The organism is Mycobacterium sp. SM3041 (genome assembly GCF_039668335.1).
Taxonomy (GTDB): domain Bacteria; phylum Actinomycetota; class Actinomycetes; order Mycobacteriales; family Mycobacteriaceae; genus Mycobacterium.
Genome location: NZ_JAYXBQ010000072.1, coordinates 264,302 through 284,869, shown reverse-complemented (window position 1 = coordinate 284,869; position 20,568 = coordinate 264,302). Strand labels below are relative to the sequence as shown.

General features: G+C 67.7%; 22 protein-coding genes and 1 tRNA gene. 9 read left to right on the top strand and 14 right to left on the bottom strand.

The genetic code is table 11. From position 1 onward, the window contains the following. Positions 1 to 55 precede the first annotated feature (55 nt). Positions 56 to 583, top strand: coding sequence for a peptidylprolyl isomerase (locus tag VXD91_RS23735; RefSeq protein WP_166555253.1), 528 nt, complete (start codon positions 56 to 58; stop codon positions 581 to 583). A 66-nt stretch (positions 584 to 649) separates the two neighbouring features. Here VXD91_RS23735 and VXD91_RS23730 read toward each other — a convergent pair whose 3' ends face one another. Together VXD91_RS23730 and crgA are read right to left on the bottom strand one after the other, a co-directional pair. After that, on the bottom strand, positions 650 to 1,063 hold the full coding sequence (locus VXD91_RS23730; RefSeq protein ID WP_318985853.1) for a PH domain-containing protein: 414 nt from the start codon (positions 1,061 to 1,063) through the stop codon (positions 650 to 652). A 148-nt stretch (positions 1,064 to 1,211) separates the two neighbouring features. Then, positions 1,212 to 1,496 (bottom strand): cell division protein CrgA, encoded by a 285-nt coding sequence (gene crgA, locus VXD91_RS23725; RefSeq protein ID WP_020099906.1) that lies wholly within the window; start codon positions 1,494 to 1,496, stop codon positions 1,212 to 1,214. A gap of 185 nt (positions 1,497 to 1,681) precedes the next feature. On the opposite strand from crgA, the gene VXD91_RS23720 reads away from it, so the two are divergent. Together VXD91_RS23720 and VXD91_RS23715 are read left to right on the top strand one after the other, a co-directional pair. Further along, on the top strand, positions 1,682 to 2,395 hold the full coding sequence (locus VXD91_RS23720) for a DUF881 domain-containing protein (protein ID WP_318985854.1): 714 nt from the start codon (positions 1,682 to 1,684) through the stop codon (positions 2,393 to 2,395). A 37-nt stretch (positions 2,396 to 2,432) separates the two neighbouring features. Further along, on the top strand, positions 2,433 to 3,101 hold the full coding sequence (locus VXD91_RS23715; RefSeq protein WP_318985855.1) for an aminodeoxychorismate/anthranilate synthase component II: 669 nt from the start codon (positions 2,433 to 2,435) through the stop codon (positions 3,099 to 3,101). Positions 3,102 to 3,112: 11 nt separating this feature from the next. Here the strand turns inward: VXD91_RS23715 and pknB are convergent, their stop codons facing one another. The 7 genes from pknB to VXD91_RS23680 all read right to left on the bottom strand — a co-directional run bounded on the left by pknB (position 3,113) and on the right by VXD91_RS23680 (position 12,842). Next, a complete protein-coding gene (gene pknB, locus VXD91_RS23710) occupies positions 3,113 to 4,996 on the bottom strand; it encodes a Stk1 family PASTA domain-containing Ser/Thr kinase (RefSeq protein ID WP_346416616.1) in 1,884 nt (627 codons plus the stop codon). Next, complete coding sequence (locus VXD91_RS23705; RefSeq protein WP_346416615.1) at positions 4,993 to 6,222, bottom strand: protein kinase; 1,230 nt, start codon at positions 6,220 to 6,222, stop codon at positions 4,993 to 4,995. The genes pknB and VXD91_RS23705 overlap by 4 nt, the downstream gene beginning before the upstream one ends. After that, a complete protein-coding gene (gene pbpA, locus VXD91_RS23700; protein ID WP_346416614.1) occupies positions 6,219 to 7,697 on the bottom strand; it encodes a D,D-transpeptidase PbpA in 1,479 nt (492 codons plus the stop codon). The genes VXD91_RS23705 and pbpA overlap by 4 nt, the downstream gene beginning before the upstream one ends. Beyond that, complete coding sequence (locus VXD91_RS23695) at positions 7,694 to 9,169, bottom strand: FtsW/RodA/SpoVE family cell cycle protein (protein ID WP_346416613.1); 1,476 nt, start codon at positions 9,167 to 9,169, stop codon at positions 7,694 to 7,696. The genes pbpA and VXD91_RS23695 overlap by 4 nt, the downstream gene beginning before the upstream one ends. Before the next feature lie 28 nt (positions 9,170 to 9,197). After that, positions 9,198 to 10,736, bottom strand: coding sequence for a protein phosphatase 2C domain-containing protein (locus VXD91_RS23690; protein ID WP_346416612.1), 1,539 nt, complete (start codon positions 10,734 to 10,736; stop codon positions 9,198 to 9,200). Then, positions 10,733 to 11,200 carry an FHA domain-containing protein gene (locus VXD91_RS23685; RefSeq protein WP_064859211.1) on the bottom strand — a complete coding sequence of 156 codons (468 nt, stop codon included), beginning with the start codon at positions 11,198 to 11,200 and terminating at the stop codon, positions 10,733 to 10,735. The genes VXD91_RS23690 and VXD91_RS23685 overlap by 4 nt, the downstream gene beginning before the upstream one ends. Positions 11,201 to 11,324: 124 nt before the next feature. Then, complete coding sequence (locus tag VXD91_RS23680) at positions 11,325 to 12,842, bottom strand: DUF3662 and FHA domain-containing protein (RefSeq protein ID WP_346416611.1); 1,518 nt, start codon at positions 12,840 to 12,842, stop codon at positions 11,325 to 11,327. A 276-nt stretch (positions 12,843 to 13,118) separates the two neighbouring features. Between VXD91_RS23680 and VXD91_RS23675 the strand changes: the two genes are divergently transcribed. After that, positions 13,119 to 13,201 (top strand) — tRNA-Leu (locus tag VXD91_RS23675). 178 nt (positions 13,202 to 13,379) lie between these two features. On the opposite strand, the gene VXD91_RS23670 is transcribed toward VXD91_RS23675, so the two are convergent. From VXD91_RS23670 to mraY, 3 genes are read right to left on the bottom strand one after another with little or no spacing between them, the layout of a single operon-like run. After that, positions 13,380 to 13,820, bottom strand: coding sequence for a hypothetical protein (locus VXD91_RS23670; RefSeq protein WP_346416610.1), 441 nt, complete (start codon positions 13,818 to 13,820; stop codon positions 13,380 to 13,382). After that, positions 13,817 to 14,170: a class I SAM-dependent methyltransferase gene (locus VXD91_RS23665; RefSeq protein ID WP_346416609.1), complete on the bottom strand. Its 354-nt coding sequence runs from the start codon at positions 14,168 to 14,170 to the stop codon at positions 13,817 to 13,819. Before VXD91_RS23665 ends, VXD91_RS23670 begins: the two co-directional genes overlap by 4 nt. Further along, a complete protein-coding gene (gene mraY, locus VXD91_RS23660; RefSeq protein ID WP_346416608.1) occupies positions 14,163 to 15,242 on the bottom strand; it encodes a phospho-N-acetylmuramoyl-pentapeptide-transferase in 1,080 nt (359 codons plus the stop codon). Before mraY ends, VXD91_RS23665 begins: the two co-directional genes overlap by 8 nt. Positions 15,243 to 15,506: 264 nt before the next feature. Between mraY and VXD91_RS23655 the strand changes: the two genes are divergently transcribed. The 5 genes from VXD91_RS23655 to VXD91_RS23635 all read left to right on the top strand — a co-directional run bounded on the left by VXD91_RS23655 (position 15,507) and on the right by VXD91_RS23635 (position 19,153). Continuing rightward, positions 15,507 to 15,962, top strand: a complete 456-nt coding sequence (locus VXD91_RS23655; protein ID WP_346416607.1) for an SRPBCC family protein — start codon at positions 15,507 to 15,509, stop codon at positions 15,960 to 15,962. A 220-nt stretch (positions 15,963 to 16,182) separates the two neighbouring features. Then, positions 16,183 to 16,398 carry a hypothetical protein gene (locus VXD91_RS23650; RefSeq protein ID WP_346416606.1) on the top strand — a complete coding sequence of 72 codons (216 nt, stop codon included), beginning with the start codon at positions 16,183 to 16,185 and terminating at the stop codon, positions 16,396 to 16,398. Positions 16,399 to 16,520: 122 nt separating this feature from the next. Further along, positions 16,521 to 17,354 (top strand): SDR family NAD(P)-dependent oxidoreductase, encoded by an 834-nt coding sequence (locus VXD91_RS23645; RefSeq protein WP_346416605.1) that lies wholly within the window; start codon positions 16,521 to 16,523, stop codon positions 17,352 to 17,354. Positions 17,355 to 17,378: 24 nt separating this feature from the next. After that, the gene (locus VXD91_RS23640; RefSeq protein ID WP_346416604.1) at positions 17,379 to 18,434 is read left to right on the top strand and encodes a DUF6670 family protein; all 1,056 of its coding nucleotides are present in this window, start codon (positions 17,379 to 17,381) and stop codon (positions 18,432 to 18,434) included. 113 nt (positions 18,435 to 18,547) lie between these two features. Continuing rightward, a complete protein-coding gene (locus VXD91_RS23635) occupies positions 18,548 to 19,153 on the top strand; it encodes a TetR/AcrR family transcriptional regulator (RefSeq protein ID WP_346416666.1) in 606 nt (201 codons plus the stop codon). Here the strand turns inward: VXD91_RS23635 and VXD91_RS23630 are convergent. Further along, positions 19,150 to 19,647, bottom strand: a complete 498-nt coding sequence (locus VXD91_RS23630) for a nuclear transport factor 2 family protein (protein ID WP_346416603.1) — start codon at positions 19,645 to 19,647, stop codon at positions 19,150 to 19,152. The two genes, VXD91_RS23635 and VXD91_RS23630, sit on opposite strands and share 4 nt — an antisense overlap. Then, positions 19,644 to 20,510: an LLM class F420-dependent oxidoreductase gene (locus VXD91_RS23625; protein WP_346416602.1), complete on the bottom strand. Its 867-nt coding sequence runs from the start codon at positions 20,508 to 20,510 to the stop codon at positions 19,644 to 19,646. The genes VXD91_RS23630 and VXD91_RS23625 overlap by 4 nt, the downstream gene beginning before the upstream one ends. Positions 20,511 to 20,568 lie beyond the last annotated feature (58 nt).

Sequence of the window (20,568 nt, the reverse complement as noted above, 5' to 3'; positions counted from 1 at the left end):
TTATTCGGTGGGGGCGACTTCGGGGTCTTAAATGTGAGTGGCAGACTGACTTTCCGTGACGAGCCCCATTCAGACTGCGACCGCGACGCTGCACACCAACCGCGGCGACATCAAGATTGCTTTGTTCGGTAACCACGCGCCCAAGACCGTCGCCAACTTCGTTGGTCTGGCCCAGGGCACCAAGGATTACTCCACCGAGAACGCCTCGGGCGGCACCTCCGGCCCGTTCTACGACGGCGCCATCTTCCACCGCGTCATCGACGGCTTCATGATCCAGGGCGGCGACCCGACCGGCACCGGCCGCGGCGGCCCGGGCTACCAGTTCGCCGACGAGTTCCACCCGGAGCTGCAGTTCGACAAGCCCTACCTGCTGGCCATGGCGAACGCGGGCCCGGGCACCAACGGTTCGCAGTTCTTCATCACCGTCGGCCCGACGCCGCACCTGAACCGTCGCCACACCATCTTCGGTGAGGTCGTCGACGAGGCGTCGCAGAAGGTTGTCGACGCCATCGCGACCACCGCCACCGACCGCGGCGACCGCCCGACCGAGCCGGTCGTCATCGACTCGATCACCGTTTCCTGAATTTCAGCCTGACGCGCGGCGCGGCAGTCCCCTACCGGGGGCTGTCGCGCCGTTTGCGTTGGAGAGCTAGGGAATCAGCCCGGCGTCGGTGAGGGCGTCGAGGACGTTGATGGGATCGGTGCCGACGTCCCATCGGGTGAAGACCAGAAGCCGGTCGTCGACGGTGTCGAGCTCCAGCAGCCGCACCTTGCGGGTCAGTCGGCGGAACTCGGTGATACGCACACTCTTGAGGTCGGCCTGTGTATAAGTCTGGGTACTGAACCACCCGCGCACCACCAGCCCGGCCGGCGTGATCGCGAGCTTCGGCCGCGCGCGCCAGGACATCACGGCGAACACCAGCAGACCGATGGCGGCGATGCCGCCGAGAACGCGTCCGGGCAGGTCAGTGACCGAAGTCAGGGCCACGGCGGCGAGTATGACGCCGAATGCGCCACAGGCCGCGATGCCGGCTGTCGGCGGGCTCCATTGAGTTTGTTCCACGAGATGTCCACACCCTTGGGGGCAAGTTATCCACAGGCACTATCCCCAATGGGGATGAATCACATCGATGTGATTGGGTGTCCGTCAGGTTGCCAGCTGGGTTACGTCACGAGACCTGGATGTAACGAACCGGGTCTGTTGACGCTGCTCAGCGCCACCGCATGGTCAGCAGCAGGCCGGTGATCATGAAGGCGAAGGCGATGGCGTAATTCCACTGGGCGAGATCGGCCATCCACTGCAGCAGGTGTGGAGTACCGGCCGGGTTCAGTGCGGCGAGCTGGAACACCGCCAGCCAGATCAGACCGATCAGCATGAGCGAGCAGAAGAACACCACGAACCACACGCTCGACGGTCCGGCCTTGACCTTCACCGGCGTCCGACTCACCGGGTTGATGGTGAAGTCGTTCTTCTTGCGAACCTTGGACTTGGGCATTGGTACCTTCGCGGACAGTCGGTGCCGCACTCCCGCGCCGGTGGAGAGAAACCGGCAATTCGGTGCGACGATGGAGCGGTATGCACTCAGAGCCTAACGCAGAAGATGTGTCGCCTCGCAGGCTCCGGACGGCGGGGACCTCGGAACCTGACCAGCCGGCCCGTCACTCGGCCTGGCGATTCGGTGTGCCGGTGGTCTGTGTGCTCGCCGGCCTCCTGCTCGCCACCACGCACAGCGTCTCCGGGGGCAGCGAGATCCGGCGCAGCGACGCGCCCCGCCTCGTCGACATGGTGAAAGAAGCCCAGCGGACCGTCGCGACCCGCGCCGCCGAGCGCGACGACCTGCAGCATCAGCTCGAGAACCACCACGGCGGCACACCCGGCGCCGATGCCGCGCTCGGCGCCATCACCAGTCGAGCCAACGAACTGGGCCTGGAGCTCGGCCTCGACCCCATGCGAGGACCGGGCCTGGTGATCACCCTCAACGACGCCCAGCGCAATGCGCAGGGCCAGTACCCGCACGACGCCACCCCCGACGACCTCGTCGTACACCAGCAGGACGTCCAGGCGGTCCTCAACGCGCTGTGGCTGGGCGGCGCCGAGGCCGTCCAGATGCAGGACCAGCGGATTCTGGCCACCTCGGCCCCGCGCTGCGTCGGCAACACCCTGCTGCTCAACGGCCGGACCTACAGCCCGCCGTACGTCATCACCGTGATCGGCAACGTCGAGGGCATGCGCGCCGCGCTCGCCGCCGCGCCGCTGGTGACGCTCTACAAGCAGTACGTCGTGCGGTTCGGGCTCGGTTACACCGAGGAGCCGCGGGCATCGGTGGACGTCGTCGGTCACCGGATGCCGCTGAAGCTCCGGTACGCCCAACCGGCTGGACCGGTCACATATTGATTGATCGCGTCGACGGGTGACCCAGTAGCCTGACGGCATGCAGGTTCTCGTCCTCGACAACTACGACAGCTTCGTGTTCAACCTGGTCCAGTACCTGGGTCAGCTCGGGGTGCACGCGCAGGTCTGGCGTAGCGACGACGAGCGTGTCTCCACTCCCGACGGCGTCGCTGCCGTGGCGAAGGAGTTCGACGGGATCCTGGTGAGCCCGGGCCCGGGCACCCCTGAGCGGGCCGGTGCGTCCATTCCCTTGGTCCGGGCGTGCGCGGAGACCGGCACTCCCCTGCTCGGTGTGTGCCTGGGACATCAGGCCATCGGCGTGGCTTTCGGTGGCACTGTCGACCGCGCGCCCGAACTGCTGCACGGCAAGACCAGCCAGGTACACCATGCGAACAGCGGTGTGCTGCAAGGACTTCCGGACCCGTTCACCGCGACCCGCTACCACTCGCTGACCATTCTGCCGGAGACGCTGCCGGCTGAGCTGGAGGCCATCGGGCAGACCGACAGCGGCGTGATCATGGCCGTCCGGCACCGCGAACTCCCGATCCACGGGGTGCAGTTCCACCCGGAGAGCATCCTGACGCAGGGCGGCCACCGGATGCTGGCCAACTGGCTGGCAGTCTGCGGCCAGGCGCCCGACGAGGCACTGGTCAGTCGGCTCGAGCAGGAAGTCGCCGACGCGGTCTCGGCCGCAACCCGCACGGCCTGACCGAGCAACGCTTACGAGGCGAAGCTCAGCGTGATCGACGCGTTGAAGTTGACGCCACTTCCGGCCGCGGGCACCTGGCTCACCACGGCATTGCTGCGCTGACCGCTGTTCTGCACGTCCGCGCCCTTGATCAGCACGCCGGTCCAGCCCAGGGCGCGCAGGTTCGGTTCGGCGTCGGTCCAGAACTGACCGGTCAGGTTCGGCATGACGAACTGGTTGCCCTGCGAGACCTTCAGCGTGATCGGGGCGTCCTTGGCCGTCGGCGTGCCCGCCGCCGGGTCGGTGCCGATGATCTCGCCGGCCGGTTTCGGGCTGTCGATCGGGGCTGTCAGGATCGTCGTGAAGCCGACGGTGTTGAGGTTCTTGGTCGCGATGTCGACGGTCTGCCCGTTGACGTCGGGGATCGGGACCAGGCCCGGTCCGGAGCCGACGATGATCGTGATGACGTTGGTGATCGCCGAGGTCTGGTGGGCCGGCGGGTTGGTCGCGATGACCCGGTCCTTCTGCTCCGGCAGCGACTGCGACACCGTCTGCTGGATGTTCCGGAAGCCGGCGGACTGCAGCTTGGCCATGGCGTCTGCGGGCGACAGCTTCGACACGTCCGGGACCTCGCGCTGCTCCGGTCCGGTGGAGATGTTGATGGTGATCTCGTCACCGGCGGCGACGGAGGTGTTGGCCGCCGGTTCGGTGCTGATGACGTGGTCCGGCGCCACTGTCGAGTCGGGCCGTTGTTGGGTGCGGGTTTTGAAGCCGCGGTTCTGCAGGTTGGCGACGGCGTCGGCCTGAGCCAGCCCACGGACGTCGGGAATCTGCTGGTCGTGCGGCTTGCCACCGATCAGGTTGATGGCCACAGTGACGACGACGGTCAGCACCGCCAGGATGGCCGCGGCGATGAGCCAGCGACCGATCGGCGTCGAGGCGCGGTCCGTCGAGCGGTACGGCTGCGGGTTGACGCTGATGGGCTCGGGCATCATGCTGCGCGGTCCACCGAACCCGCCGGCGCCCATCATCGCGGTGCGCTCGGCGTCGGTGAGCACCTTGGGGGCGTCGGGAGCCTCGCCGGCGTGCACACGGATCAGGTCGTTCCGCATGTCCGCGGCGCTCTGGTAGCGATTGTCCGGGTTCTTCGCCAGGGCCTTGAGGATGACGGCGTCGAGTCCTGGCGTGATGCCGGAGTGCCGCTGCGACGGCGGCACCGGGTCCTCACGGACGTGCTGGTAGGCGACCGCGACCGGGGAATCGCCCACGAAGGGCGGCTCACCGGTGACCAGTTCGTACAGCACGCAGCCCAGCGAGTAGACGTCCGAGCGGGCGTCTACGTTCTGCCCGCTGGCCTGCTCGGGTGACAGGTATTGCGCGGTGCCGATGACCGCGGCGGTCTGCGTCATCCGGTTGCTGCTGTCGGCGATGGCGCGGGCGATGCCGAAGTCCATGACCTTGACCGCATTGGACTTGCTGATCATGATGTTCGCCGGCTTGATGTCCCGGTGCACGATGCCGTGCTGGTGGCTGAAGTTCAGGGCCTGGCAGGCGTCGGCGATGATCTCGATCGCGCGCTGCTGCGGCAGCGGCCCCTCGGTGTGCACGATGTCGCGCAGCGTCACGCCGTCGACGTACTCCATGACGATGTACGGCAGCGGCCCGTTGGGCGTCTCGGCCTCGCCGGTGTCGTAGACGGCGACGATCGCCGGGTGGTTCAGCGCCGCGGCGTTCTGCGCCTCGCGGCGGAACCGCAGGTAGAAGCTGGGGTCCCGAGCCAGGTCGGCGCGCAGCACCTTGACCGCCACATCGCGGTGCAGGCGCAGGTCGCGCCCGAGGTGAACCTCGGACATGCCACCGAAGCCGAGGATGTCGCCCAGCTCGTAGCGGTCGGAGAGGTGCTGGGGCGTGGTCATGAGATGGCCGGTCCTGACAGATCAGGGAGCGAATACGACTGACCCGTCGGTGCGCCCGGCGTCTTCGTGGTCTCGGTGATGGTGTTGGTGACAGTGGACTGCTGCTGGTTCTTCTGGTCCTGCCGGTCCTGCGCGTTGAGCACGATCAGGATGGCGATGACGATGGCCAGCGCACCCAGGACACCCGCAGCCCACAGCAGCGCGCGCTGGCCGGGTGAGAACGTCCGCCGCGCCGGCGGGGCCGGGCGGTGGCTGCCGCTGGCGGGCCGGGGCCGCGGGGTGGCCGGTGCCGGGCGGGCCGGCTCGATGGCCGCGCGGGCCTGCGTGCTCGACGGGATCGCCGCCGGAGCGGCGCGTCCGATGGTCGGGGCCTGGTTGGGCCGCGGGGGGCGGCGTCCGGCGCGGACGGCGGCGACGGCGTCGGCGAACGGGCCGCCGCTGCGGTAGCGGTGGATGGCGTCCTTGGCGAGCGCGATCTCGATCAGCTCGCGGACGTTCGGGGGCAGGTCGGCCGGCAGCGGTGGCGGCGCTTCCTTGATGTGCTTCATTGCGACGGTCAGGGCGCCGTCGCCGGTGAATGGCCGGCGTCCGGACACGGACTCGTAGCCGACGACACCGAGCGAGTAGACGTCACTGGCCGCGGTGGCGTCGTGACCCAGCGCCTGCTCGGGCGCGATGTACTGGGCCGTGCCCATGACCATGCCGGTCTGGGTGACGGGTGCGGCGTCGACCGCCTTGGCGATACCGAAGTCGGTGAGCTTCACCTGGCCGGTCGGGGTGATCATGATGTTGCCGGGCTTGACGTCGCGGTGCACCAGGCCCGCGCTGTGCGCGACCTGCAGGGCCCGGCCCGTCTGCTCCAGCATGTCGAGGGAGTGCCGCAGTGACAGCCGGCCGGTGCGCTTGATCACCGAGTTCAGCGGTTCGCCGTTGACGAGCTCCATGACCAGGTACGCGGTGCGGCCGGAGTCTTCGAGCTCGGTCTCGCCGTAGTCGTAGACGCTGGCGATGCCGGGGTGGTTCAGCATCGCGACAGTGCGCGCCTCGGCGCGGAACCGCTCGACGAATTCGGGGTCGGTCGAATATTCGGCCTTGAGTACCTTGATGGCGACCTGTCGGCCGAGCCTGCTGTCGACGCCTTCCCAGACCTGACCCATGCCGCCAGTGGCGATGAGTCGCTGAAGTCGATAGCGGCCGGAAAGTGTGACTCCGACCCGCGCGCTCATGATCCCTCCCGTAGCGCCGCGGCGATGGTGGCCCGCCCGATGGGTGCGGCCAGCGCACCGCCGGTTGCGGACAAACGGTCTCCACCATTCTCCACTAGGACGGCGACGGCGACCTTCGGGGATTTCGCCGGGGCAAAAGCGATGTACCACGCATGTGGTGGGGTGTGACGTGGATCGGTGCCGTGTTCGGCGGTGCCCGTCTTGGATGCGATCTGCACGCCGGCTATGGCTCCCTTCTGCTGCGTCACCTGCTCGGCGCCGACCATCAGATCCGTAAGTGTAGCCGCGACCTGGGATGAGATGGCCCGCCGCTGTTGGTGCGGTGAGGTAGCCGCGATGTTGGAAAGGTCGGGTCCCTTGAGGTCGTCGATCAGGTACGGGGCCATGCTGACGCCGCCGTTGGCGATGGTCGCGGCAATCATCGCGTTCTGCAGCGGGGTCAGGGCGACGTCCTTCTGGCCGATGCTGGAGATACCCAGGGCCGGGGCGTCGGAGATCGGGCCGACGGTCGACTCCGCGACCTGCAGCGGGATCGACGGCGGCGGGGTGTCCAGGCCGAACTGCCGGGCCATGGTCCGCATCGCGTCGGCCCCGTTGTGCAGGCCGAGTTCGACGAAGGCGGTGTTGCAGGACTTGGCGAACGCCTCACGCAGGGACACCGTCGCGCCCCCGCCGCAGGCCGCGCCGCCGTAGTTCTCGAGTGTTGCGGTGCTGTCCGGCAACGTGATTCGCGCCGCCGACGTCAACTGGGTGTCGGGGGTGGCACCGGCCTGCAGCGCGGCGGCCGTGGTCAGCACCTTGAACGTCGACCCCGGCGGGTAGGTCTCGGAGATCGCCCGGTTCTGCAGCGGTGACTCGGGGTTGTCGCGCAACTCCTGCCAGGCGGCGGACTGTCGGTCGCCTTCATGCGAGGCGAGCAGGTTGGGGTCGTACGACGGGGACGACACCATGGCGAGAATCTTGCCGGTGGACGGATCGAGCGCCACCACCGAGCCCTTGCAGGGGTTGCCGCCGCAGCCCTGTTGCATCGCGTCCCACGCGGCTTGCTGCACGCGCGGCACGATCGTGGTGTCGACGTTGCCGCCACGCGGGTCGCGACCGGTGAAGAAGTCGGCGATGCGGTTGCCGAACAGCCGCTCGTCGGAGCCGTTGAGGATGCTGTCCTCGGCGCGCTCGAGGCCGGCGCTGGAGTACTGCAGCGAGTAGAAGCCGGTGACCGGCGCGTAGACCAGCGGGTTGGGGTAGATGCGCAGGTAGCGGAACCGGCCGTTGGTCGGCATCGAGTAGGCCAGCAGCTGGCCGCCCGCGGTGATCTGGCCGCGCTGGCGTGAGTACTCGTCGAGCAGCACCCGCTGGTTCCGCGGGTCGGCGCGCAGGCCGTCGGCGGCGAACACCTGAGTGGTGGTGGCGTTGAGCAGCAACAGCACGATCAGTGCCATCACCAGTCCGGAGACGCGACGGAGCGAGGTGTTCATTGCTTCTCGATCACCTCGGTGTTGGCTGCCGCGATCGGCGCTTGGTTGGGGCCCCGGGTCGACAGCGGCCGGCGCGCGACGTGCGAGACCCGCAGCAGCAGAGCGAGCAGCACGTAATTGGACAGCAGCGACGAGCCGCCGTAGGACATCCACGGTGTCGTGAGGCCGGTCTGCGGGATGAGCTTGGTGACGCCGCCGACGACGATGAACAGCTGCAGCGCCAGCGCGGCAGAAAGCCCCGCGGCGAGCAGCTTGCCGAAGCTGTCGCGCACGGCGATGGCGGTGCGCAGCCCCCGGATGATGACGATCGTGTAGAGCATCAGCACCGCGGCCAGGCCGACGAGCCCGAGCTCCTCGCCGACCGCGGCGATGATGAAGTCGGTGGACGCGTCGGGCACCGTGCCGGGCTGTCCGTTACCCAGGCCGGTGCCGAAGATGCCGCCGGTGGCGAAGCTGAAGAGGGACTGCACCATCTGGTATCCGGCGCCGTCAGGGTCGGCGAACGGGTCCAGCCAGTTCTGCACGCGTACCCGCACGTGGTCGAAAAGCTGGTATGCGACAAGGCTTCCCACGCTGAACAGGCTCAGCCCGATGATCACCCAGCTGAGCTTTTCGGTGGCCACGTACAGCAGCACCAGGAACGTCGCGTAGAGCAGTAACGAGGCCCCGAGGTCCTTCTCGAACACCATGACGCCGATCGAGCCGATCCAGGCCACGAGCAGCGGTGCCAGGTCGCGCGGCCGCGGCAGGTCCATTCCGAACACGTGCTTGCCGGCACTGGTGAACAGGCTGCGCTTGGTGACGAGCACGCTGGCGAAGAAGATCAGCAGCAGGATTTTCGAGAACTCGGCGGGCTGAATGGAGAAGCCCGGCAACCGGATCCAGATCTTGGCGCCGTACTGCTCGGCCACGGAATCCGGCAACACGGCGGGGATGGCCAGCAGCACCAGGCCGGCCAGGCCGCAGATGTAGCCGTAGCGGGCGAGCATCCGGTGGTCGTGCACGAACATCAGCACCGCGGTGAACACCAGGATGCCCAGCAGGGTCCACAGCAACTGCTGGTTGGCGTTGCCGCCGGGCAGGATCCCGGCGGGCCGGGTGTGCGCCGAGAGATCCAGCCGGTAGATGAGCACCAGGCCAAGGCCGTTCAGCAGCGCCACCACGGGTAGTAGCAGCGGGTCGGCATACGGCGCGTACCGGCGGACCGCCAGGTGGGCGCCACCGAACAACACCACGAAGCCGACGGTGAACTGCACGAGGTCCATCTGCAGGCCGCGCTCCTGATTGGCCTCGACGATGAGCAGCGCCACCGTCGTGATCACGGCGGCGAAACCCAACAGCACCAACTCGGAATTACGCCGATTGGGCAGTGGAGGGGCGACCGCGACCGGAGACTGCGGCTGGGTGTCTTCCCGTCGCTGCGCCCGCCCCGGGGCGTCTTCCCGCCCCTTTTCTTGCCCCGGCGTCGTCATGCCGGTGCTCCCGCTCGCTCTCGGGCCGTCATGATGCGTTCCGGCAGTTGGTGCCCGGCTCCTGAGGTGGCGGAGGGAGTGCCGTGGCCGTCGGGGACGGAGCCGCGGGCGAGGTCGGGGCAGGCGCGGGGCTGGATGGGTTGGGAGCCGGCGCCGGGCTGGGTGCCGCTGCGGGGGCCGGAGCGGCCGTCGTCGATGCGGGGGCCTCGGGACCGGGGGCCGGCCCGCGCGGCGGCTGCGGCACCACCGACAGCGACGGTGCCGGCGTAGGTGCGGGAGGCGGCGGGGTGGCGACGGGCGGCGCGCACACCGGCAGGAGCGAGGCGCGGCTGAGTTCCTTGAGCTGACGGATCGCGTCGTCGACGGTGCCGGTCGGCAGGCCGGCGGTGACCTGGGCGCGGCCGGACTCGCGCAGGTCGGCCACCTTCATGGGCTGGCAGCCCGCGTGGGTGTCGTCGACGCCGATGATCGTCATGTCGGAGTGGGAGTCCAGACAGGCCAGCAGGTAAGGCTCCTGCAGCGGCAGCCCGAGCAGCGAGCCCGGCACGCCCCGCATGATGTAGACCGAGCCGTTGTAGCCGGAGACGTAGTAGTTGCTGCGGATCAGGTAGCGCCCGATGGCCAGCCCGCTGACGAGCAGCAGGATCAGCACGATCGCGCCGATGATCAGATTGCGCCGGGTGTGCTTCTTACGTTGCGGTGGATCAAGTTGTGCCGCAGGCTTTTTCGCAGCGGCTGCCACGCGCTTGGGGTTGAAGGCGGAGGCGCGTCCGGCGGCGGTGTTGGGCGGCAGGGTGTCGTCGTCCTGACCCGACACCGCGCCCGCCAGGATGGGTGCGGTCTGGCCGTATTCGTAGTCGACGACGTCGGCCACCACGACCGTGACGTTGTCGGGGCCACCGCCGCGCAGGGCCAGCTCGATGAGCCGGTCGGCACAGTCCACGACGTCCGGGATCTGCATGGCGGTCTGGATGGTCTCGTGGCTGACCGGATCGGACAGGCCGTCCGAGCACAGCAGGTAGCGGTCACCGGCGCGGACCTCGCGCATCGTCAGCGTCGGCTCGACCTCGTGACCGGTCAGCGCCTTCATGATCAGCGAGCGCTGCGGATGACTGTGGGCCTCTTCGGCCGTGATGCGGCCGTCGTCGACCAGGGTCTGGACGAAGGTGTCGTCCTTGGTGATCTGGGTCAGCTCGCCGTCGCGCATGAGGTAGCCGCGGGAGTCCCCGATGTGCACCATGCCCAGCCGCGTCCCCGCGAACAGGATGGCGCTCAGCGTGGTGCCCATGCCTTCGAGTTCCGGATCGGCCTCGACGTGCGCCGCGATGGCGGCATTGCCGTCGTGGACGGCGTCGTTCAGCTTGGCCAGCAGGTCGCCGCCGGGTTCGTCGTCGTCGAGGTGGGCCAGCGCCGCGATGACCAGCTGCGAGGCGACCTCACCCGCGGCGTGGCCACCCATGCCGTCCGCCAACGCGAGGAGGCGGGCCCCGGCGTAGACGGAGTCCTCATTGTTGGCGCGGACCAGGCCGCGGTCGCTGCGCGCGGCATATCGGAGTACGAGTGTCACGGGCGCAGCTCAATTACCGTCTTGCCGATTCGAACCGGCGTTCCCATTGGAACCCTTACCGCCGTCGTCACTTTCGCCCTGTCCAGGTATGTACCGTTGGTCGATCCTAGGTCTTCGACGTACCACTCGGAGCCTCTCGGCGACAGCCGGGCGTGCCGTGTCGAGGCGTAGTCGTCGGTGAGCACCAGGGTGGAGTCGTCGGCCCGGCCGATCAGAACGGGCTGGCTGGTCAGGGTGATCCGGGTGCCCGCCAGGGCGCCTTCGGTCACCACCAACTGGCGCGCGTACCGGCGTCGGTCCCGGTTGGGCAGCAGGGTGCCACGGAACGCCAGACCGCGCCGCACCATGACGGCTCCGGTGGGTGCGTAGATGTCGGTGCGCAGCACGCGCAGAACCGACCAGATGAAAAGCCAGAGCAACAGGAGGAAACCGACCCGCGTCAGCTGCAGAACTAACCCCTGCATCCGACGTCCTCTCCGTTGCCGCATCGAGGCTGGGCCCGGTGCCCGGTAGCCGTCGGCATCGTCACGATACTTTGGCGGTCACCGGCCGGTGCAAACATCATCCGGCCGGTGACTGAAACCGAGCTCAGTGAACGCGGACCACGATCTCGGAGTGACCCACCCGGATGACGTCGCCGTCGGCCAGCTGCCACTCCTGCACCGGGGCGTTGTTGACGGTGGTGCCGTTGGTCGAGTTCAGATCCGAGAGCAGCGCGGTGTGGCCGTCCCAGCGGATCTCGAGGTGCCGGCGCGAAACGCCGGTGTCGGGCAGACGGAACTGCGCGTCCTGGCCGCGGCCGATGACGTTGGCGCCTTCGCGCAGCTGGTAGGTGCGGCCACTGCCGTCGTCGAGCTGGAGAGTGACGTTGGCGCCGGCGGCACCGTAGCCACCGCCGTAGCCCGCGGGCTGACCGTAGTCGGGCTCGGCGTAGCCGGCGCCTGCGCCGCCGCCGTAACCCTGGTCGCCGTAGCCGGCCTGGGCCGGAGCCTGACCGTAGCCCTGATCAGCGGGGGCGTGACCGTAACCCTGGTCGGCGGGCGGCTGACCGTAGGACGGCTGCTGCGGCTGGCCGTAGTTCTGCTCGCCGTAGCCGCCCTGGCCGTAACCGCCCTGCTGGGGCTGGCCGTAGCCACCCTGCTGGCCGCCGTAGCCCTGGTCGGGCGCTCCGTAGCCGCCCTGCTGGGGCTGGCCGTAACCGCCCTGCTGGCCGCCGTAGCCCTGGTCGGGCGCTCCGTAGCCGCCCTGCTGGGGCTGGCCGTAGCCACCCTGCTGGCCGTAGCCCTGGTCGGGCTGCTGACCGTAGCTCTGCTGGCCGTAGCCCTGGTCGGGCTGGCCGTAACCGTGCTGAGGACCGACGGGCGGCGGTCCGGGAGGACCACCCTGCGGACCGCCGAAGCCGCCCTGGCCGTAGCCGGACGGGCCCGCGCCGTAACCGGCCTGCTCGGGCTGGCCGTAACCGCCCTGCTGACCGTAACCGGGGCCACCTTGCGGAGCGCCGTAGCCGCCCTGCTGTCCGTAACCCTGCGGGGGCTGGCCGTAGCCCTGGCTCGGGTCCTGCGGGTACTGCTGACCGCGCTGCTCGTCGGGCTGCCGTCCGTAGTCGTACTCGTCGCCTGGCTGGCCCTGTCCCTGGCCGGGACGGTGGGTCGGGTTGTCAGTCATCGTTGGTACTCCTGGTTCTGCGGTGTGCACGCGGTCGCTGGGTGCCGGCCGCGGTGGCCCGGCGGTTGAGTCGGGGTTGACCGCGCCGTGGGCGCGGAATTGGCCGGTATGAAGGCCAGGTGACGGCTCAAACCTGACGACCACCTCACCATACGTTTGCCATCCCCGCTCATGGACGAATCCCTCAAGGTGTTTGGCAAAAGCACTGGGTGTGAGGTCAGGATCGGCGTTCACCTTCTCGAAATCGGTGTAACTGAGCGTAATGACGTAATCGTTCGGTGCCAAAATACGGCCGCCACCGACATCACGGGCACCGGATTCGGCTTCCCGCTGGAGGGCGGCCTCGACTTCCGGGGGTGCGATCGACCCCCCGAAGACGCGGGCAAAAGCGTCTCCGACCGTGGTCTCGAGCTTGCGCTCGATCCGGTCGACCAGACCCATGTCCCCCTGCCTCGCTTCGTCTCGGTGGTCCAGATGTGATGTGCGCGATAACCGCGGACACCACTGTTACGCATGGTATCGGCCTGACCTTGTAATACGTGACCAACAGAATCGTGAGAATTCGAAACCCGCTGGTCAGGGCATGATGAGGCGGCACGCAGGTGGCCCGACCGCGTCATTTCGCGGTGTCAGTGGATGCTGATGCGGAGAATCCCGTGGTCAGGCGCGGATTTGGAGCCGGGGGTGGGGGTGGTGATACTCTCTCCCAGTTGTTTGGGGCGAGTGGCGGAATGGCAGACGCGCTGGCTTCAGGTGCCAGTGTCCTTCGGGACGTGGGGGTTCAAGTCCCCCTTCGCCCACTCAACGAAAGCCGCGAATCCGGTTCGGATTCGCGGCTTTTGCATTTGGTCGAGCGTGACTGTGAGGGCTGTGCAGGCGAAGCGGCCCGGATCTCTGCACAGCGCTCACACTCGTCGAAGCGGCCATCGTGCGGGTGTACTTGGGCGACCAGGCCGGCGGGTTGAGGACCTCCGAGCCTCAAGTTTTCGTCGCAGTGAGAACTTCCAGAGCGACAGATTCGACGAAGCGGCCCGACGAATTGAGCGCGAGCAGGGTGGTGCGCAATGCCTCTTCGAAGGCGCCCTGCCTGTCGCCGAGCAGCCGGCGAAGGGGCAATGAGGTCGAGTACAGATAGCCGATGATCCGTTCGATCGTCCATGAGCGCTGATATCGGTAGACCTCTCGACTGACCCGCGAAAAGGGAGAACCAGCCAAGCTCTGCTCGTGTGTTCGGCTGTCATCGACTGATGGCGGAGAAATAGCTTGGGCTTGCGTCGGGATGAAGCGGCGCTGGATGTCTTGGATGGCCTGTTGCCACGGGTTGCTTGGCAATAGAAGGTTCGTGTCGTTGGCGATGACCAGGCTGCCAGCGGCGTCGACCATGTCACCGAGGTCGGCGAGGACTTGAGCACGGTTCATCCAGTGAAATGCACGCCCGATGGTGACGATGCTGAACCACCCAGATCGGCTGGGAGGTGTACTGAACTTCCTTGTCTCCAAAGCACATTGGTGACGCCCTGCGCTTCGGCTTGTCGGGTGGCCTCGGCGAGCATGCCGGATTCAGGGTCGACGCCGATCGCCTGGGCGACGTGGCCTGCCAATGGCAATGCGAGTTGACCGGTCCCACAGCCGAGGTCGAGCAGACGGCCGGTGCCGTCTAGGCGCAGTTGCTGGACCAGGTCGTTGATGACGATGGCTGGGTAGTCGGGGCGAAAGCGCGCGTAATGCCAGGCGGTGCCTGCAAAAAGGTTGCCTTCGGACTCAGACACCGACGGCCGTCAGCCAATCGCTGTAGAAGAGCGCGATTCCGAGGCCGCATGTGATGGCGGCGGCGAGCCAGAATCGGATGGTCAGCTTGGTCTCGGGCCAGCCGATCAGCTCGAAGTGGTGATGGATCGGAGAGTTCCGGAAAATCCGTCGGCCGGTGGTCCGGAACGAAATGACCTGAATGACCACCGAGGTCACCTCGATTACGAACAGAGCGCCCAGGATGATGGCCAGGATTTCGGTGCGGGTGGTCACTGACAGCCCGGCGATGATGCCGCCCAGCGCCAGCGAACCTGTGTCACCCATGATGATCCTGGCGGGTGCGGCGTTCCACCACAGGAATCCGATGCAGGCGCCGGCAGTCGCCGCGGCAACGAGAGCCAGATCCAGTGGGTCCCGGACGTGGTAGCAACCGGGTCCCGATGTGAGGGCACACGCATTTCGGAACTGCCAGAGAGTGATGAGCACGTAGGCGGCGGACACCATCGTCATGGCGCCTGCGGCGAGCCCGTCCAGGCCGTCGGTCAGGTTGACAGCATTCGACCACGCCGAGACGACGACGACGCAGAACAGTACGAACACCGCGGGCGGCATTGTGAATGAGGCGATTTCGCGCACGTAGGACAGGTTGACGCTGCCAGGAGTGAGGCCGTCGGAGTTACGGAATTGGAGCGCAAGCAGGCCGAACAGGACTGCCGCGACGAGCTGGCCGACGCTCTTGGCCCGCTTGTTCAAGCCGAGGTTGCGTGCGCGCCGCAACTTCACGTAGTCGTCGGTGAACCCGACCGCACCCAGCGCTGTTGCGAGCCCGAGGACGAGCAGCCCTGATGCGGTCGGCCCCTCACCGCCGACAACGAGACCGGCAAGGGTGGTGGTGAGGTAGCCGGCCCATATCGCGGTGAGGATCGCCAGGCCGCCCATCGTCGGCGTGCCCCGTTTTCGCTGGTGGGTTTCCGGGGCTTCGTCACGGATCGGCTGGCCGAGCCCCAGCTGCGTGAATATCTGGATCAACAGGGGAGTCAGCAGAATGGCGACCACGAGGGCTACACCCGCGGCGATGAGTATCCGCGTCATAGACCCGCGCAGGCCTCTGGCGCGCAGGTCGATCCACAGCAGCCGGACCGCATTGAAACCTTCGCCCCCACCAGGCCAGTATGGCCGAGCTCTCTGCGACGCCCGCAGAAGTTACGTACGTCGAGTGTCGTTTCTGACGAAACGCGGCTGCCGTCCCTGTCGCTCATCGGTGCGGCTCGCGGTGCTCCATTTCGCGTTCACACCGGGTGTCTGAGGCTCACGTTGGCGATGGTCTGGGCGGCACCCGGTGGATAGGCTCGCGCCATGAAAGGTTCGGTCACCGTCCACATGAACGCCCCGGCCGATCAGGTCTGGAGCCTGATTGCCGATATTCGCAACACCCCGAAATACTCGCCGGAAGTGTTCGAATCCGAATGGCTGGACGGAGCGATGGGACCCGCACTGGGCGCCCGGTTCCGCGGCCACGTCAAGCGCAACGAAATCGGTCCGATCTATTGGACGACGTGCCGTGTCACGGCCTGCGAGCCCGGTCGCGAGTTCGGCTTCGCGGTGCTCGCCGGTGATAAGGCGATCAACAATTGGCACTACGCACTTGCGCCCGCGGGTGACGGCACGGATGTCACCGAGTCGTTCTGGATGACGCCCGGCCTGCTCGACACCGTGTTCGGAATTTTCGGTGGGCAGCTGCGCACCCGGCGCAACATCCGGGACATGAGGACCACCCTCAACCGGATCAAGGCCGAGGTCGAGGCCGACTGACCCCTGGTCCCGTCACCGTCTATCTCACGACGCCGGGTTCGCGGTAGGGGTCATGTTCACCTTCGTGCACCTGGACCGGCACGCTGTCCGGCCCGGAAGTGACGCCGAACCAATGCGGCGGCACCGGCGGGAAGTGAACGCCGCGCTCCGCCCGCAGTAGGAGAACGGAGCCGCCCGCAGCACGATGTCCGCTGCCGGTCGGGACGCATAGGGTTCGTCGATGACTGCAATTTCGTGCCGGCAGAGTCTGGCCGCGGTCGTCCTCGCACCGCGAACTCGTTTTCAGCGCAAGGTAATTGGCAATCCGGCGTGGACTCAACGGATCGTCGCAGTGCGGGCGCGCCGATCCTCCGGCGCCGCGCATGTCATGTATCGCAGCCGTCCGGACCTCCTCTTCGAGGAAGCCGCCACAGCCCGCGAAATGTACCGGCTCTGACCGGCAACCACTGCGAGCCGCCGCTGGGGATGGGCGGGTCCGTCATCGGCGCGACACAGCTTTAAGTGACCGCATGGTAATATCAGCCTCGTCCCGGTGAGAACACCGCGTGGGAGGAAGCCATGTCCATTCGTAAGGCCGTGACCGACCTGGTCCAGCGCCGCACCCTGTTGCCCGAGCGACTCGACGCGGCGCTGGCCGGCCCGGGCCGTGATGTCAGCGATCTGACCATCGTCGTGACGGGCGCCTCGGCGGGAATCGGGCGGCAAGCGGTCACCCAGCTCCGTACCCGTGGGGCCACCGTCATCGCCGTCGCCCGCCGTGAGGAAGAACTGCGGACACTCGCCGCCGAGACCGGATGCTCGTGGCGCACTTGCGATCTGGCCGACCAGGACGCCACCGCACACTTGCTGGCGGACCTCGCCGAGGAACACGTCGATGTGCTGGTGAACAACGCCGGCCACTCGATCCGTCGCAGTATCGCCGACGCCACGGACCGTCTGCACGATTACCAGCGCACGATGTCCCTCAACTACCTGGCGGCCGTGCAGCTGAGCCTCGGTCTACTTCCGGGCATGATCGAGCGCGGCCGCGGCCAGGTCGTCAACGTCTGCACCTGGGGCCTGCACGCCAACACGTTCCCGCGCTTCTCGGCATACGCCGCCTCCAAGAGCGCGCTGGCGATCTTCGGCCGTAGCCTGGGTGCCGAGCGGCCGCACCCTGGCATCAGCGCCACCAACGTCTACTTCCCGCTGGTGCGCACCGAAATGATCGCGCCCACAGCAGAATACGAGGACGCCCCGGCACTGTCGGCGGAAGAGGCGGGACGCTGGATCGTGCGCGCCGTCACCCATCAGCCGGTCGAGGTCAGCCCGGCGGTGTTGCGCGCGGTACTGCCGACGATCGACCTCTTCTCCCCCGCCACGGCGGACCGGGCTCTCGCGGCCCTCACCTAGTCCTCGACCGCAGACAAGGACGCCATGAAGTCGCACACCATCTCTCGCGCGCTGTCGCGGGTCGTCATCGACGGCGTGCTGCCGCTGGTCGACAGTCGCCTGCCGGCATCGCGCCGGCCGTTCGACGCCCCGGAGATTCTCAAGCCGCACGACACCTCACGCGCCTGGGGCGTCACGCATTTCGGCGTTTTCGTACCGGACCTGCCCGAGCCTTACCGCTATCTCAACACCATGACGCTGCTGGGTGCGTCGGGCGCCGAACTGTTCGACCTCGACCACCTGGCGGCCGCCGACGCGCGCGACACCACCACGGTCTTCTCGTCGACCGCGCACGCAGACCAGCGCTTCTATCGGGCGTACGACATGCACAGCGACTGCTGGTTCACCGCGGACGCCCGTCGCCTGCGCTGGGCCGAGGACCTGGCCATCAACGTGGCGTTGCCACACGTTGTCGTCCGCGGCCGCTATCCGCAGTTCGATGTCGACCTGAAACTCGATCTCACAGACCAGGTTTCGTATTTCGTGAAATCGCCGATCTACGACCACCTGAGCCTGCTCGCGCCTTACACCGGTACCGTCGACGGGCTGGCGGTCAGTGGGCTGGGGACCTTCGAATACGCGAGAATCCGTACGCACCAAGCACTTACGCGGCGGCCGATACCGGCCCGGCTCAAGCTGCCGCTGGACTTCTTCACCTACCAGATCATCAATATCGACGAACGGACGCAGGTGCTGCTGACCGACGTCCGCGCGCGTGGCCGGACCGCGTGCAAGCTGGCCCACGTGCGGGTCCTCGGCGGCGAGACCGAGGTGTACTCCGACGTCCACTTCGCGGTCACCGAATACGGCGAGCCGCTGGTCGACGATCGGGGCAACACCATGCGGCGGCCCCGAAAGTTCAAGTGGTCGGTCCGCGACGGCGACCGGGAAATTCTCGCCCTGATCGGCACGGTCGACTCACCGTGGCGCCACGGCCACGGGCCGGGATACGTCGCGGCGTACTCCTATACCGGTACCTGGGGTACCGGATCGGTCTCGGGCAGCGCGTATCTGGAGTGGATCGACGTTCAACCGGCCTGAATCGGCCCGTTCGTCCCAGGCAACGGTCAACTCCGGGACAGAGGTGCCTGCCATCTGATTAGGCTGTCCCGATGACCACGCGTCCCGTCACCGGCAGAACCGGCACCAAGGGTGTGCCGCGCGGTGAGCGTGAGCAGCTGATCGTCGAGGCCGCGATCGCCGAATTCAGCCGGGCCACGTATGCGGGTGCGTCCCTGGCCGCCATCGCCGCGCAGGCCGACGTTTCCAAGACCCTGATCATCAGTTACTTCGGGTCCAAAGAGGCGGTCTACGCCGCCTGCGTCACCAAGATCGGTACCCAGATCGAGCAGGCCGTGGCCGACGTGCTCAATTCCCCCGATCACCTGGCCGGGGCCGGCGCCGCTGCCGGTGAGCCGGTCCTGGCCGCCATCTTCACGACGTTCGAGGGTCACCCTGGCGACTGGCATGTGCTGTTCGACCGCTCGGTCCCGAACGGCCCGGCGCGTGATGCGGCGCGTGAGCAGCGGACGATCCTGCGCCAGCAGGCCTTCGCAGGGGTGTCGCGGTCGCTCGGCGGTGTCGGCCTGACCGATCCCGTCGACCTGGTGGCCGCGACCGGCGTCTGGGAACACATGGTGTCGGCGCTGATGCTGTTCTGGCGCAACCATCCCGAGGAATCTGCTGCCGCGATGGTCGCCCGCGCCCACCGTGTCCTGGCGGCCATGGCCGGGCACACGCTCGACAGCGTGCGGAGCTAGGTCGGGATCCGGCCGGCGATGCCGTCGGCCAACAACCGCCGGGGCGGCTCGGTTCCGTCGAGGAGCCGGGTGATGCGTTTGACGATCTGCCAACCGTGCGGCGCGTCGGCAGCGCGGCGCAGGTGGAAGTGGCTGACGCCGGCCCGGAGGGCCTCGTAAGTCGTTGCCCGCCTGAGCAACAGCGTCGACTCGCACACCGCGACCGCCTCATCGCCGTGGACGGTGACGACCGCGGGACTCAGGAAGTGGACGCATCCGGTGGTGATGAAGCCCTGATGACCGGGTGAGCGCACCATGGCGGCGACGTCGTCCGGCCCTGTCATGAGCCAGTTCTCGACGTCGTACACCCCGTCGGGTGCCCACATGGCTGCGACGTCGTCGGCCTCACCGGCGTCGACGAGCGGGCCGTAGGAAGCGATCATCCGCTCGATGGCGCGCTCGTCTTCGATGCGGGCCAACCGCGCTTCGAGGTCGGCCAGTCGCTGCTCGGTCATCGCGACTCCGTGGTCAAGAGGTTCGTCAGGTCCGCCAGGGCACCGAGTTGTTCGCAGCAGTGCGCCGCGGATCGGGAGGCGATCACGCATGTCGCGGCCGTCGCTCCGGCCTCCTCGAGCGCGCCGAGTTCATCGAGTGTCTGTTGCGGCGCACCCATCGGATCCAGGGGCCTCGTGGCGAGCGCTACGTCGAAGGCTTCGGGAAGTTCCACGGCGCCAAGCATTGTCGCGATCTCGGCGGCCGAGAGGCCGAACGGCATCCAACCGTCGCCGAGTTCGACGGCGCGGCGCAGCGACCGGCGGGTGCGGCCGCCGACCCAGATGGGAACCCGGTATTGCAGCGCGCAGGGATCCATGACGACCGAGTCGTACGTGTAGTGATCACCTTGGTGCACGGGATGATTGGTGGGCAGTGCCCCGCGCAGCGCGGCCATCGCCCCGTCTGCCCGCGCGCCGCGGTCGTCCCAGGGGGCGCCCAGCAGGTCGAACTCCTCGCGCAGTGACCCGACGCCGACGCCGAGGATCAGCCGACCGCCGCTGAGCTGGTCGAGAGTGCCGTAGCGCTTGGCGATCTCGAGCGGGTGGTGATAGCCCAGCACCAGCACCGAGGTCGCCAAGCGGATCCGCGTCGTGCGTCCGGCGATGAATGCCAACGTGGCCAACGGATCCCAGTACGTCGCCCCTCGGATCGCCGCGACATCGGTCGGCACGACGACGTGTTCGGAGCATGTGAGGTAGTCGATGCCGAGCAGGTCGGCGACGGCGGCGATCTCACCGATCTCGGTGACCCCGGCGCCCGCTTCCCACGCTGACGCGGTGGCGGGAACCTGGATGACCACCGGTGTCTGCAGTCCTATCCGCAATGCACGCGCCCTTCCGAACTGGCGTCAGGATCGGCTACCCTCGGACGCAGAAAACTAA